Source organism: Candidatus Endolissoclinum faulkneri L2, from assembly GCF_000319385.1.
Taxonomy (GTDB): Bacteria; Pseudomonadota; Alphaproteobacteria; order Thalassobaculales; family Thalassobaculaceae; genus Thalassobaculum; species Thalassobaculum faulkneri.
Genome location: NC_019566.1, coordinates 1,048,201 through 1,063,355, shown reverse-complemented (window position 1 = coordinate 1,063,355; position 15,155 = coordinate 1,048,201). Strand labels below are relative to the sequence as shown.

At 30.2% G+C, this 15,155-nt stretch carries 9 protein-coding genes; 4 read left to right on the top strand and 5 right to left on the bottom strand.

What is annotated here, in order from left to right; translation table 11 throughout:
• Positions 1-573 precede the first annotated feature (573 nt).
• On the bottom strand, positions 574-1,422 hold the full coding sequence (gene speE, locus A1OE_RS03145) for a polyamine aminopropyltransferase (RefSeq protein WP_015088843.1): 849 nt from the start codon (positions 1,420-1,422) through the stop codon (positions 574-576).
• The gene (gene speD, locus A1OE_RS03140; RefSeq protein ID WP_015088842.1) at positions 1,419-1,925 is read right to left on the bottom strand and encodes an adenosylmethionine decarboxylase; all 507 of its coding nucleotides are present in this window, start codon (positions 1,923-1,925) and stop codon (positions 1,419-1,421) included. Before speD ends, speE begins: the two co-directional genes overlap by 4 nt.
• Positions 1,926-3,077: 1,152 nt before the next feature.
• On the opposite strand from speD, the gene A1OE_RS03135 reads away from it, so the two are divergent.
• Both A1OE_RS03135 and pyrF read left to right on the top strand, forming a co-directional pair.
• Positions 3,078-3,446, top strand: coding sequence for a LapA family protein (locus A1OE_RS03135; protein WP_015088840.1), 369 nt, complete (start codon positions 3,078-3,080; stop codon positions 3,444-3,446).
• A complete protein-coding gene (gene pyrF, locus A1OE_RS03130) occupies positions 3,446-4,159 on the top strand; it encodes an orotidine-5'-phosphate decarboxylase (protein ID WP_015088839.1) in 714 nt (237 codons plus the stop codon). Before A1OE_RS03135 ends, pyrF begins: the two co-directional genes overlap by 1 nt.
• A 1,599-nt stretch (positions 4,160-5,758) precedes the next feature.
• Here pyrF and A1OE_RS03125 read toward each other — a convergent pair.
• Positions 5,759-6,352: a carbonic anhydrase gene (locus tag A1OE_RS03125; protein ID WP_015088835.1), complete on the bottom strand. Its 594-nt coding sequence runs from the start codon at positions 6,350-6,352 to the stop codon at positions 5,759-5,761.
• Positions 6,353-8,881: 2,529 nt separating this feature from the next.
• On the opposite strand from A1OE_RS03125, the gene erpA reads away from it, so the two are divergent.
• Together erpA and xth are read left to right on the top strand one after the other, a co-directional pair.
• Positions 8,882-9,238 (top strand): iron-sulfur cluster insertion protein ErpA, encoded by a 357-nt coding sequence (gene erpA / locus A1OE_RS03120; protein ID WP_044283277.1) that lies wholly within the window; start codon positions 8,882-8,884, stop codon positions 9,236-9,238.
• A 95-nt stretch (positions 9,239-9,333) separates the two neighbouring features.
• Positions 9,334-10,113: an exodeoxyribonuclease III gene (gene xth, locus A1OE_RS03115; RefSeq protein WP_015088829.1), complete on the top strand. Its 780-nt coding sequence runs from the start codon at positions 9,334-9,336 to the stop codon at positions 10,111-10,113.
• A gap of 677 nt (positions 10,114-10,790) precedes the next feature.
• Here the strand turns inward: xth and A1OE_RS03110 are convergent.
• Together A1OE_RS03110 and A1OE_RS03105 are read right to left on the bottom strand one after the other, a co-directional pair.
• Positions 10,791-11,492 (bottom strand): GmrSD restriction endonuclease domain-containing protein, encoded by a 702-nt coding sequence (locus A1OE_RS03110; protein WP_015088828.1) that lies wholly within the window; start codon positions 11,490-11,492, stop codon positions 10,791-10,793.
• Positions 11,493-13,702: 2,210 nt separating this feature from the next.
• Positions 13,703-14,614, bottom strand: a complete 912-nt coding sequence (locus A1OE_RS03105) for a glycosyltransferase family 2 protein (protein WP_015088826.1) — start codon at positions 14,612-14,614, stop codon at positions 13,703-13,705.
• Positions 14,615-15,155 lie beyond the last annotated feature (541 nt).

The following is a 15,155-nucleotide window of genomic DNA, read 5'->3' as shown; positions in this document are numbered from 1 at the left end:
CTTTCAGGAAGGAAGCTCTAGAACATACATTTAATTTTGACATAAAATAATGATCAAATAAATATACATTTTACTAAAAAAGTTAATTCACTTTACAATATTGACCCTAGATATTTTAGTACTTTATCTATCATAAAATCAATGAAATATCTCACTAAGCTAGACATCATAAATGTTTGTTTGATAATAAATTAAGCTTAGCCTAAAATAAATAATTGAGTACAAGTTAATGGTCGATGAATTTAAGACGTCAATAATGTGTAGCGCTAGCGCGATAGCTTATTAAAAGGAATTTTTAAAAAATTAAGTAAAGCTTTCAACTAATCATAAAAATAACGAAATTTAATTCTAAAAATACATTCATCGGGAAACAAGTATCGCTATTGACAAAGTTTTATTCTCCTCCTAATAAAAGTAAGAAGATTATCGAAGCAGGTTATTAAACGTACAGATTATATCAAGATAATCAAAACTAATTAATATTTTAAAGTAAATTCAAAGCACTACATATGGAGGATGTAGTGAAGATTATCAAAAAAAAAACTTAATTGCATACTTATTCATGGTCAAAATCTATTGCAGTAAGTTTAAGATAAACTTTGGTAAAGCAAAACTACCTAAATGAATCGACGGCGTGTAGTATTGAGTTTTAAAAGGAGAACTAGCAAATCTATCTTCAATGATACATAGTTCAGCATTACGTACGTTCTTGTGATTACATGCCCAACCAAAGGCCATAAAACCACCTTGATAGGTCGGTATCGGAGCAACAAAGAAGTAAACATCTATAAAACTTTTTCTAAGACGATTCCAAGAATCGGTTATCAATGAGGATTGTAGGTAAGGAACACCATTCTGTGTTACTAAAATTCCGTTATCCGTTAGACACCGACTACATGTGCTGTAGAATTCTTCACTGAATAAAACTGCACCTGGACCAACAGGGTCGGTGCTATCGATTATAATAACATCAAATTGATGACGTGTTTCAGCTATGTAGTTAGCACCGTTCGTAATTATTATTTCCAAACGCTGATCCGTAAATGCACCATCGTTAAGAGACGGTAGGTAGACTCTACTCATATCAACTACTGTGCGATCAATTTCGACCATCGTTACGTGTTGGACTTCAGGATGTTTAAGTACTTCACGAGCCATGCCACCATCGCCACCACCAATTATTAATACATGTTTAGCATTGCCGTGTGCAGTTAATGGCACATGAGTAAGCATCTCGTGATAAATAAATTCATCTCCCTCAGTAGTTTGGATTACACCATCAAGCGCAAGCACTCTGCCAAATTTTGCATTTTCAAATATGACTAGTTCTTGATGTTCAGTCTCTCCACGGTAAAGAAATTTTTCTGTACGAAGACCCTGGTTCCACCAGGGGTGTAAAGTTTCGATAAACCAATTAGTCATGCTACAATACCTCGACGATGATCTCCTATATTAATGATATCAGGCTTAAAGGCCATTTTGAGCACATCAACTGACTTGTATGGTTGAGCTTCTCCGCACATAAAAATATCAAATGCCGCATACTTGCATTCTGGCCAGGTATGTACTGAGATATGAGATTCTGCCAGTACAGCTACGCCAGATACACCGCCATTTGGTGCGAAATGATGCAAGTGAATGTTTAATAATGTTGCTCCAGCTTCCTTTACACATTGCTTTAGTGCTATTTCGATATGCTCTATATCATTAATGCGTGATGCTCCCCAAAGATCAATGATAAGATGAACGCCAGCAAACGTTAGTCCATCACGTTTAATAAAATGATCGAACCGCTCATCTGAACTACTAAAGCCAGTCGAAGGAAGAAGAACAATGTTGTCATTGCGTTGATTGCAATCTAATTTATCACTGTAACGTTCCGCTTTAATTTTTGAATCAAACCCCAATGACTGCGTAATTTCCATAACAAATTAACCCCTTATTAAGATTAAGTAGTTTTACTGAAAAAACTTAATTAGCTATGCTTTTCTAAATAAGCATAGAAGCAAAATATCAGAAATAATATCTATAATTTATCTTAGATAAATACTTACAAATACAATCAACAATAATATTACGAAATAAAGTAACCTAAGTAAAATCTTAAACAATATATTTCATTAATATCTTGCATTAAGGTAAAAAGTCAAGAAAATTCAACATTTTATTTATTTAAGGAAATTTTTTTCTAAATTATCCTAGCTGTCATTCACCTTGATTTATTTTGCTGTTCTCAATGAGAACAATTTTCCATCTGGTATTAAATAATAGTAAATCAATAAGCAGGTTAATACTTGAACTTTTAGGATATTATCTTAATATCAAGATTTTTTAAAATTTTAGATTGGTAATACTGTTAGCCTGCAGGGATTGTAATATCCCTGATGCGAATCTAGAACTGATAGATTTTTACCAAAATGATTTTCATTTGAGTAAACTATTGTCAAATATATTTTGAATTTAGTTTCCAAATAATCAATTTTGGCTTTCATGAGTTATATGTCTACAAAATAGTTCATTAATGTCTGTATAGAATACTATTTTTCTCCTTCTTGAATGATCCAGAACAGTTAATTAAAAAAATTACATAATAGTTGATCTATTATTTTATTATTGAAGTTATTACTTTAATAGTTAAATTCTAGCTATTATGAATACTTGATCTTAAGTTTTAAGTTAATTTTTGTTTGCTAAATCTCACAAGTAGACCATTTTGATTAGTCTGCAATAAATTATTTATTCGCATTCTGTCTACCTTATTATATTTAAAAATTTTTTTAATATATAATAATATAGTAAATTATAACTCAAACTATAGTCTTAAAGATAGTCAGAAGTTTAATATATGGTTACCTGAAATATAATTGCGAAACAGTTATATTACCAATAAATTTTGTTTATTGTTTGATAGAAAAAAAACTATTCGTCCATAGATAATGTTTTACTTAAAAAATAGTACATGTATTTGGTTTATAAAATCCGTGCAAACTTAATTAAAACTATGCTTATTCTATAGCTTAGAATTCGATTACGGCATTGTATTTGCCTTCATTTTACAGTAACTGTAGAGGTTCATAATGAGGCATATTAATTGGATGCTTACTTTAATTTTTTTCTGCATTAAGCTTCCAATTACTGTTGCGGTAGTGCTTTTTGCCGTGTCTAATTGGAAACTTATATCATTGGAGTTGTGGCCTTTGCCGGGAGTTTTAGATGTTCCGATATCTCTGATATTCATGCTGTCACTTGTTGTTGGTTTTATAACAGGGGCGGTGATCGCTTGGATCTGGGGGTTTGATCACAATATACGTGCCAATCGGGCCGAGAAGCGATTAAGAACTTTGGAACGTGAACTTACTTTGATGCGCGTTCGTGAAGAAGAGATCCGCGCTCAGTTGTCAAAGTCACCAAAAGGTTTTGATTTTCTTGACAAACAAGTAAGCTAATGAATCCTCGTGAAAGAATATTTGTTGCTATTGATACTACGGACATGGAAGAAGCTAAATTTTTAGCCACCAGCGTGCGTAAGTACGTAGGTGGCATTAAGTTAGGTATCAAGTTCCATAACATTAATGGACTTAACGGAGTTAGAAAAATTGCCGACGATATACCGCTTTTTCTTGATCTAAAATATCACGATATTCCGAATACGGTTGCAGGAGCTGTGCGTTCCGCAGTGACCATTTCTCGGCCAAAGATAATTAATATTCACGCCTCAGGCGGATTAGCGATGATGCTAGCAGCAGTCGAAGCGAATCTAGAAGCCGCAAACAAGATAGGCATTATTCCACCTCTGATGATCGCAGTTACTGTGCTTACAAGCATTAACGATGATGATCTTGCAATGATTGGACAAGATTATCCATCTTATATTCAGGTTAAACGTTTAGCACTACTAGCCAAAAGGTCGGGTTGCGACGGTGTAGTTTGTTCTCCTCATGAGATCGATATACTTAGGCTAAATTGTGGTGCTGGATTTAGTTTGATTGTGCCAGGTATACGTCCATCTGATTTGATCAGAGATGACCAAAAAAGAAAAATGACCCCAGAAGCAGCTATTGCTGCTGGGGCTGACTATCTAATCATTGGTAGGCCCATAACTCAAGCTCCTAATCCCGCTGCTGCTGCTCAATTGATATCAGATAAATTGATATCATAGTATTTTGGTAATGTAATTTGTGCGCTGTTTGTCTTAAGATGTATCTTAAAGCTTAAGATGTTTCCTATTCAAATAGATAAATCTGTTATGCTTGAAAATACCTGCAGTTAATCAAAAATCAGCAGTTAGTTTTTATGCAAAAAGAATTGTGTTACGTACACCTAGTCTATTATTATGCTTAGAAAATGAAGGGCTGTGTTAGCGTACTGCTCATTAGTCATGATATAAATTTTTACTGAAAAATTAATTGACTGGCTATGGGCGTATAGGTAAATCTATTATTTTATCTAGGAATTTTGTGCAATTTTGCTTAGAAAATTTATTAACTTTTATTGTCCAGTATAGATTGTTTATGCTAATTAAGTAATTTAGCTTTTCCGCGCATTGCAAACTATAATAATATTACCAAAAACTTTATTATATTTGTGTTTTTAATTCATGCAATAATATTAAAAATAAAATTTTTTTACTTGCTAATATTAAGAATATTTTATTTTTAATATTAAGGAATATCTATAGCTTTTTGTAAAATTAAGGCCTGCAAATTATCAAGGTTAATTTTGGTGTTATCATTTCATTTTAGGCACGAGTCGAATATTGAATAGCTCAAGTGTTTTATTGATTTTCCAATCAGAGATTAGTAGTTTTAAAAATATTTGCATTTTATTTTGTTAGTTAGTATGACGATAAATATTTCTTAAGCTATTTTAAGTTAATTGATTGATTAGTTGTGTAAAAGCAATCAAGTTATATAATTGTTGCATTAGTTTGTTAAAATTCTTAGGAAAACTAATAATCATTAGTATGAATATGAAAATTCACAATTTATCTTTTAAAAAAAAGAGTAGTTATGCTTAATTTACATATAGTTTTATTTGTGCTATTGTTTTGAACAAATATATTATTCTAAATATAGTAATACTTAAATTTCGTCCGCATAAGCAATTATAAAAGATATGTTCGCAAATACCTTCGATAGTTTACTGATAATCTTTTTCATTACAATACGAATCGTGTAAATATGAATTTCATCATAATAAACTAATCAGCGGGTTATATAAAAAAATCTAATTTTGCTCAGCAAAACGCATTCTTTCTTTTGTTTTTATTACAGAAAAACAAACGTTAAAACACATAATTTATCAATTATTGAATATCTGCTAATCTTTTAGTTAATTAAACTTCTCTTAATAACTAAGAGAAAGCGATTTTTGTTTTGTAGATGAATAGGCTGTATAAATTGATTTTCTGAGGTTCAGTTGCTAGCGATATTTTTATCGTATTAATTTGTCTTTAAAGCAATGAGGCGTTAAGCTCATGTATTGTAGATACCTTAATTTTTTTAGACTGCAATACTACGCAAAATAATTAATATTAAATTAATTTTTACACGCATTATTAACAAGCAACAAATTTCTTTAATTTTCAAAACAAACTTTAACTTAGAATAACATTTAAGCTAGATCGTCAAAAATTATAAATTCATATACAACTTCGTATTGCTTTGTCAGCAGTCGATCAAAATAATCTTTCCACAAAAAGCTATTCAACATTTTACAAAAAAGTTGTGAATAGTAAATTCTTTCATAGATACATTGCTTAAGAATCCCGCCGGCACAATTCACTTAAAATGCCTTTTTTCATGTCATATATTACTCCGTAAACCTGTAAATTACTACAATTTGACCAAGCATTTTGCACAATCGTAGTACGACACACATTATTTACTTGCTCGATAACATTAAGCTCTGCAAGCTGTTCGAGGGATTTTTCCTCGAGCATATTTTCTGGCAATTCTCGTGCATGTAAGCGGTGCACTAGTCTTATGTGATTTAGCCAGTTGTCAATTAAATTGCCATTACTACCAGTCATTGCCGCACGTATACCACCGCAGCCATAGTGGCCGCATACTAAAATGTTAATGACGCCCAGCACTTCTACGGCAAACTGTAGAACAGATAGACAATTTAAGTCGGAGGGCACAACTAGGTTTGCTATATTGCGATGCACAAATACTTCTCCAGAAGGTAGATCCAAAATTTGATTGACAGGTAATCGACTATCCGAGCAGCCTATCCACAAAATATCTGGATTTTGTTGAAGAGAATTTTGATCAAAATAACTAGGATTAGCTTCTTTTATACGATTTGCCCACTGACGGTTGCGATCTATGATTCGGTTAATATTATTCATCAATAATCTAAAAATAGCTCAATTAGTATTTTGTACATTGTTTATAATGTTGAAATATTTGTCGTTTAGTCGCATGAGGTGACTATTGTTATTGTTATTTAGATTGCCAATCATTTATCTTTGGCTACATTTCTTATATTGTTAAGCTATATATCAATAGGTAGGTGAATACATTTCAACATCGTTTTATAATAATCACTATCTAGCAAGATTTTTATTATAAAATGCTGTAAATTTATGGTTTTATTTTTTAAAATCGTTGAAGATATTCACCTTAACTATTTTCCGTATGATCGTCATAAGAATAATCATGGTTATTTATTAGGGCAATATGAATAAAATTATAAACCTCAAACTAAGTGCTTAATAAAATTGCATTGTACTCTATAATCATCTAAAATTTGCAGCGAACAAGTTAGATTGCATAGTATTTTTTGTCAAAATCAGCACCGAACAGAAGTTGCTTATTGTTGTGTTAGATAAATTATAACATTATAAGATCCTTATCGTGAACTTGAATTTTATTTTTAGTGGTTAAATTTAATTAAAGCTCAAGAAGTCTTTTAGTGGTTAAATTTAATTAAAGCTCAAGAAGTCTAGTTGATCCAAAATGTTAAGATATACATACGCTAACGCCCATAAATTGGCAATTTAATTATTAGCGAAATTCAAAATTTTATCCTAATTATAAAACAAGCAACATAATATTAATTTTAACAGCATGAGCATAATCTTTTGTTGGTCTTTAAGTGATTGAAGATCATTGGATCGAAAACCTAGGGGTCAATTACATTTTACCTTTAGAAAATATTGCATTGAAAATATAGTCATATACTGTCTCGTATTTGGCTTATTATAATCGTTGCAGATATTTTGACTGTTGGTTGCTTAGAAATAACAAGGACATCAACTGCTATATACAGTTAAATAAGTTATTATTTTATAATACTAGGAAGTATTTAAAAACTAAAACTAAGATTCTAGCAAAATAAAGCAATTGCATCAATTATTCTCACATTGCCAATCATGTGCATGAGCAGTTGATCATAAGGATCCTTAACATTAGACTATGAGGTGTAAGGCATTTGTTTGATTAACAACATTAACTATTTGCTGCAATTAATGTTAATTACATTATTCTAAAAATTAGCTAATCATTAGCATACTATTTTTACATATCCTTTTAATGGCTAGACTGCTATTAAAAATTAAATATAAAGACTTTTACTAAAGTAATTATAGTATACTACATAATTTTAGTATCGTTATATTAAGTTAGTTTTCGTCTGAGGTATTTCGTTAATTAAGAAAATATTGATGGCCTACAGTTAATAAACTGGGAGTTTACTACAATGCATTGGCATGTTTAGAATGCTATATTGAAAATATTATTTTTCTAGTTTTTGTAAGCAAATTTCAAACGAAAGGAATTTGTTTTAGCTAGTATTATTTTAAAGTAAAAATAGATTTAAAGATTTTTACGGTTTAAGTCGGTAATTTGTTGAAATTAGTTCCAAACAGTCTATTGGCAACTAGTTTAAAATTAATTAAGCAAGTAATTAATTGTAGGATTTTATTTTGAAAAGATCCAGAATGAAAAATTAAGTATGTACGTGTTATCAGCAATACTTTTCTTCCATGTATACTGAATATTTTATACGAAATTTAAAAAGATCCTGAGAGAAAATAAATGATCTATGCTACAGGTAGAACAAAAGGAGGTACTTAATGATTTTTGACTATTGTGTAGCTTTTATGAGGTTGTTTGTGATCATGGCTATTGCCAATTTATAGGCAAGCTCTTTAGCATCTTTTCAAGATGAGATAGACAGCAGCAGAAAACAATAAGTATTAATTGTGTAGCAAAATCTCAACTAATAATTAAACATGAGTACATTATATAATACGCGTCTCGTAAGGTAGGTTAAGTAATCTTATGCATGGTATTTTTGTAAGAATAAGGAGAGGATTAAATCTAAACACTAATATCAAATTATTAATTACATACTAATGATCAGTTTTGTTAATAATTACAAAAAGAAAAATTTGTTACAATAAAGATTATCTAAAATAGAGATGTGATTAGTTAACGAATTTACCATTCGTTGATAGATTGCTCTTTTTAAAGGATGCTTTGTTTAGTATTTAAAAGCAATGCCTGATTATATTTTGTTGGTTTTTATTTTTGGCGTTAGTAAAATTAATTACAAAAGTTCTTCACCTAATTGCTCAATATTGTAATAGTATGCGAATGGGCCTAATTTTAGATCATTACGAATTTTTGAATAAATCGATTAACATTTGAATTTAGATTTATGATACGCTGGATTAGTATTTATTAGACTAATTTTTAACTTTAAAAATTAAATTTTCTTTTAATATAGCTTTATTACAGTATCTTAATCTTACGGAATTTTTTTGATATTTGTTTCAAGCAGACTGGCTTTTATATTTTCATTAAATTACTTATTGAAGCCGAAGGTTGCAGCTATTACGTTAGTCTTTGTTTATTTTTACGGGAAACGCAAAATGACAAAATGCACATCGCAAGGTCGTACATTTATTATTACGGAAAGTGCAGCTAAGCGAATTGCTTTCTTAAAAAGTAAAGAAAGTAGTTTGCGTGATTTAAGGATGAGAGTATCTGTTCTAGGCGGAGGGTGTGCTGGATTTCATTACGTTTTTGATTTCGACGGTACGATGAACGATGATGATCATATTTTCGAGCATAACGGAGTTGAGGTGTTGGTGGATGATCTATCGCTAGATTTATTAACAGGTGCTCAGCTTGATTACAAGGAAGAGCTTATAGGTGCTTATTTTGCTGTCAAAAATCCTAATGCTAAATCATCCTGCGGTTGCGGTACAAGTTTTGCGGTAAGTTGAATAGTTCCTTGCCCTTTTATTTAGTTTATTGATAATAAAATACCTGTTAAGCATTGATGATTTGCTTTTCGGTGAGTTAAGGCGGGTTAAATTTTGTGAAGTTTGCTACTTGGAACGTCAATTCAATTAGAGCTCGTATTTCAAACGTTTTAAGCTGGCTGAAAACAGCCAATCCAGATGTAGTTATGTTACAAGAAATTAAGGTACTTGATGAATATTTCCCGCGCTTAAAGATTCAAGAATTAGGATACCAGTGCGCTGTTCATGGTCAGAAAGGATATAACGGTGTAGCTATACTTTCTAATCGTGGCTTTGATAACGTTTTGTCTTGTCTTCCTGGTGGTGAAGAGGAAGATGCACGCTATTTAGAAGCTACGATAGATGGTATACGTGTAGCCAATATATATATGCCTAATGGTAATCCAGTCAATAGCAAAAAATACGTTTATAAACTTAACTGGATGAAGCGTTTAAAAGCGCGTGCAGAGGAATTGTTGATTGAGGAAATGCCAGTTATTCTTGGTGGTGACTATAACGTGATTCCTACTGATGATGATGTATATGATCACGATGCATTACAAGGAAACGCACTTATCAAGCCGGAGATTAGGGCTGCTTTTCGTGAAATTCTTTGGTTGGGATATACCAATGCTTTTCGTGCTAAAGACCATACTAAGCACAAATACAGTTACTGGGATTACAGCGGTGGTGCTTGGCAAAATGACCATGGCTTTCTTATCGATCATTTGCTCTTGTCGCCTCAAGCAGCTGATAGACTGGAGGATGCTGGTATTGATATTACGCCTCGTGGTCAAAAGAAGGCAAGCGACCACACTCCAGTCTGGTGTACTCTAGCAGACCTAGCTGATCATTAATAGCATGAAATTATCAACTTTTTTTACTTAAATTTTCTTTCAAAAGTGTTATCATTTCACATGTGTTCATTTTGAACGACTCATCCAAAAATTCACAGATTAGCATGTTAATTTGTACTTACTTAGAAAGTACAAATTGTTGTTTTGTTTCACTTATGTGCTACTATATCTAGCTTTTTCTATATAATAAGCCTCTTATACGCGCTATTTGTTAATATTTTATAAAATAGTTCATTGCTTTATTCTCTATTAGAGAAGATGGATAAAAATCCACAGTAATAATACGGCTACTAGCAGTCTTCTGACAAAGAACTATTGACAATATTAGGAAATTATGTGATTTAATCTAGAAATAAGGAATTTCAGTATTCCAATACTTTTGTCAATTTTGCAAACACTAAAACTAATTTTTATCTAATAAAGAATTGTTTCTGATTTAATTCAAATTAATTTTACTATAGGAAAATTTAATAAATTCGCAATTGTCTTAAACTTTTATAAGTTAGGTAATTAAGTTTTCGTTTAATTATTTATAGCATTAATCGTGTAATCAATCTCTATTTTCGTAGAAAAACCCTTTGTTTAGCTTTAAGTGTACCAAATTACACAATATTCATTTAGCTTAATACTAGCGCTCAATTTTTTTTTAAGTAAAGTATAGCACATAGTATATAATACTAAGTTAAATAAGATCTAAGGATTGTAATGAGCTTATTATGATTGTCTATAAGCGAGCAGCTTTTTATTATTATATCAATCCACAAGCTTTCCAATAAGTCCTCTTGCAACTTCCAACGTTTTTTTGTGGCGCGCCAGCTAGCTACATATTGGCACCAATAACTCAGCCTTGGCGGCATCCAAGATAGTGGATCGGAATCTCTCTTAGATCTGTTTACTTTTTTATCAATGGCTATTAGTGTATCAGGATGTGAAAGATCGTTAGCATAAGCTTCACGCCGGGCAGCGTTCCATTTATAAGCACCTGAGCGGTGTGCTTCTGATAATGGCACTAGATGATCGATATCAAGCTCAAAAGGATTAGTAAAGATCTTGCCGGTAAATGAGTCGTACCATTTGCCAGATATTACCTTACATCCGTCACGACGGAGCACCGGCGTTGTTAAGCTTTCGGAAATCAAAACTTCCTGACGAGTATCTTGGCAATCTTTATCGTGATCAGTCCAGTGACGATAAAGCGCACGATTGAATGGCTTGTGTATTGGGTAAACAATCTCAAATTTTTGAAAACCATAGATTAAAGCCATTATAGCGCTGATAAATACTGCGCTGTGTCGCAGTATTTTCCCTCTACTAGGCCTCCAGAAAAAGTTTTGCCGATAGCGGATAAATTTACGCGAGTTTGATCTGCGGCGCGGCATAGCTAAAACATTATTAGGTGTATTTAATTATTAGCACTAGCTTCAGCGCCAATAAAGGAAATGGCTAACAAGAATAATCTCTTGCAAACCAGGAATAAATTATATTTTCTAGTTTTGAATACAAATGCATGTTTTTTATTTGTTTATATTTTAAAAAAGACAAGATACTTCAAAAGTAAATGCATTTTTGCTATTTTGTTATCAAAACAAGTTTAGCTACTTTATTATTGAATGAATATTGTTTGTCATATTGATCGACGCAGTATTTTACTTTTTTGATTGTACTTGTTGGATATAAAAATTACCATTTAGTCAATACGTGAATAACAATAGTGCAGCACATAAGTAAGCAAAACAAGATGTGCAATAGTTAATCATAAAATAAATAAATTACATTTATAAATCTTATTTTACTCACAAAAATCAGCAATTCACTGATTAGTTATATAAATCGTTTCTTTAGCTTATTAGTCTCATGCATGTTTTTTTATATGACTGATTATATCATATTTTGATAATAATTAGAGTATATAATTTTCCGATAATACGATGCTATTTTTACAAATAAAATATTTCTAATTTAACTGATTATTTTACCATACTATCCAACAATTGATACTAACTTATCTTTTGTAAATACAAAACAAATCTCTATACTTATCGCTATCTCTAAAAGAATTTTACAGAAAGTTTACTTGCTTTTATTAAGATAAATTATTTTCATACTAAAATTCTTCAATTCATATCTATAATTGAATATTACTTAATAATTATTAGTATGATCTTGAATTACATTTAACAAGAAAATTTAGGTAGAGCAAGCAGACTTTTTTTACCAAGTAACATATAAAATTGATATAAATAATATTTTATATTATCTAGGATAATAGTTATAAAAGCAATTTTACTTATACTAAGTTAAAAACCCTTGAATATTAACCGTTAAATTTAGCTCTTTGTAAAACTAATTTGAGACAGTAGATATTTCTGTGAGTATAATGGTTTTACCTAATAAACAACAAATGAAACTACAACATGGTTATAACGATGCTAGAGCATCTAATTTCACCAAAATCACTTTGTTAACTTAACTGAAGAGTATATTGCGATTATTAAAATCACAAGTAATTTACAAGAGTATAAAATTTTCTAATCTTTATATGATTCAAGGAGATTTAATAAATAATAAATTTTTATAATTATGCTGTTTAAGAAGATAACAACACAAATCTTTTACGATTATTGAATAATAATTGTTTTGATTTTAAAATTTTATCCTAAAATGCTATTTTACAGTATATACTAATACTGCCTAACTGTATGCTATTTCAATGATGCTATAATTAGTTTTGAAATTATTTCGATAATATCATTTCGTTGAAATGAATCATCATTAACTTTCATAAAGTTATGATAATGGTTAAAAATTATTTTTTTAAAGGATATTAAAGTAATAAAATATTCTTTTCTTACAATTTACTATTGTAAAAGTACAATAATAACCTTAAAAAGTTTTTTTATATTAAAGCTAAATAAAGTATTTTTTAATTTACACTACAGGAATAAGATTTTTTATTTTAAAAAACTAACAATTAATTTTTAGTCAACATAAAAGTTAATTAAGCATGCACTTAAAGCAAAAATTATTTATAATTCGAGATTACACGGGAGTAGATCAAGTAAAATTGAATTAATTTTCTATTACAGTTGTTCAAAAACAAGCCAGAAGCATTGCTTATTACAAGCTGGCACTAAGCATAATATTACGTCTTAAACTTAAACAACTAATCACTCTTTACTGCTTATTTAACTAAAGAATAAATTTATTTTTATTGTATCAGGTTATTTATAGCTATTGTTTTACAATTAAATTAACGCTTGATGATAAACACTAATACACTAGAGATTATGCGTATTAATATTTTATTTGATTGATTCCTTTTGTTATTAAGATAAAAACGAACTTTTCAATTCTTCCTAAAGAATTGCATACTTAATGAGAAAATCAATATTGCCTACTATCTATAAATAATGTTTCCGCAATTGTTTTATTGCTAAATAAATAAAATAATATCAAGTTATTTGTTACTAAAACAAAAAATAACTTTAACAATTACCTCAAATGTTAAAATATACATAAAATATTTTACTTTATCTTTATTAAACTTTATGATTATTTCAACTTAGCGAGAATTGTACAGTAATTATACCTAACGAATACTACTAAGTAATCTTTTATTAATGCCGTATAAAACTATTGGAAATATTCGCACGGCTAGGCGAATAAATATCGCTACACCAATAAGCAGCAAGGCAAAATAATTATATTTATTTTGGAAGTGTTTGCGAAAATATTTTATAGCGCTTATTGACTTATGCCATTCTATCGTAAAGGGTGAAACTTGACTAGTACTCTTTACATGAGTAACAAAAGCATCAGGAACGTAAAGAATGTCCCTACCGTATTTAGTTATTCGCATACATAAGTCTATATCTTCCACGTGTAAAAAGTAATCTTCGTCCATACCGCCTAACTTATTATAAATATTGGTTGATATCATCATGAAAGCTCCAGAAATACACTGAACAGTACTAACTTCCCTAAGTGTTTGATTTTTTTTTACATTAAAATGTTTTAAATTTATATAATTAAAAGTTAACCATTGTAGATTAAATAAATCTATGACGCATGACCATGGTGTCATTAAATTGCGATGACATTCACTCTGTTCAGTACCATCAGGGTTTTTGATTAATACTGTTGCCATTGCCGCAGCAGGGTTTGCGTCAAATGCCGAGAAGACGCGCGTTACTACATTAGGATGTAGGATGCAGTCAGGATTTAGCAAAAGTACATAACCAGTATAAGCATGAATAACTCCTATATTGCATCCACGAGCAAAACCGACATTACCTTGTCCACGAATAACTATCAGAGTTCGATTCTGTGCGGCGAGTGCATCTATAGAGCACTGTGTATTTAACGAATTTCCATTATCTACTAGGATAACAGAACATACTCCATCTTGCTGAAGAGCTGATTTTACGCTTTGTACAAGTATTATACCTGTGTGATAAGAGACAATTACTACTGTGCAGCTATGAGCTATGTTGGATTCCAAGTCGTAAATCACCACCTAAGAAAAGTTTTTAGCTGTTTTACGTAATAAAGTTACAAATTGACACTAAAACCTTGACGCAATATGATAACGATCATATTCGGATAAGTTATTTTTGCTAAAGTTCGTAAAAAGATATTACAGCTTAGCAGTTTTACATTTTTAATAATTAAAGATTTTACAAAAAGTTCTAAAATATTTTTATTAATTACTTTATAAAATGCTTTATAGCTTATCAAGCCATAATTGATTTATTATGATAATAAGCAATCAATTTAAAAAAATTATTAGAATATATATTTAATGCTTTTTAAAGCAATCAATAAAAGATATTATTTTAAATAACGCAACATTTTACTTTTTATAGTATAATACGTATATTATATGTTTGTAATAACTATATATTAATATTATCGATCAACTACTATGTTAAGGATAGTTTTGCTTATTATTCAGCCTATGTCTTTCATTTAAGACAAGTAGGTGCCTAATAATTAATAATCTAGCTAGGATATTAATTATTATGGTTTCTGGTATAAATTAT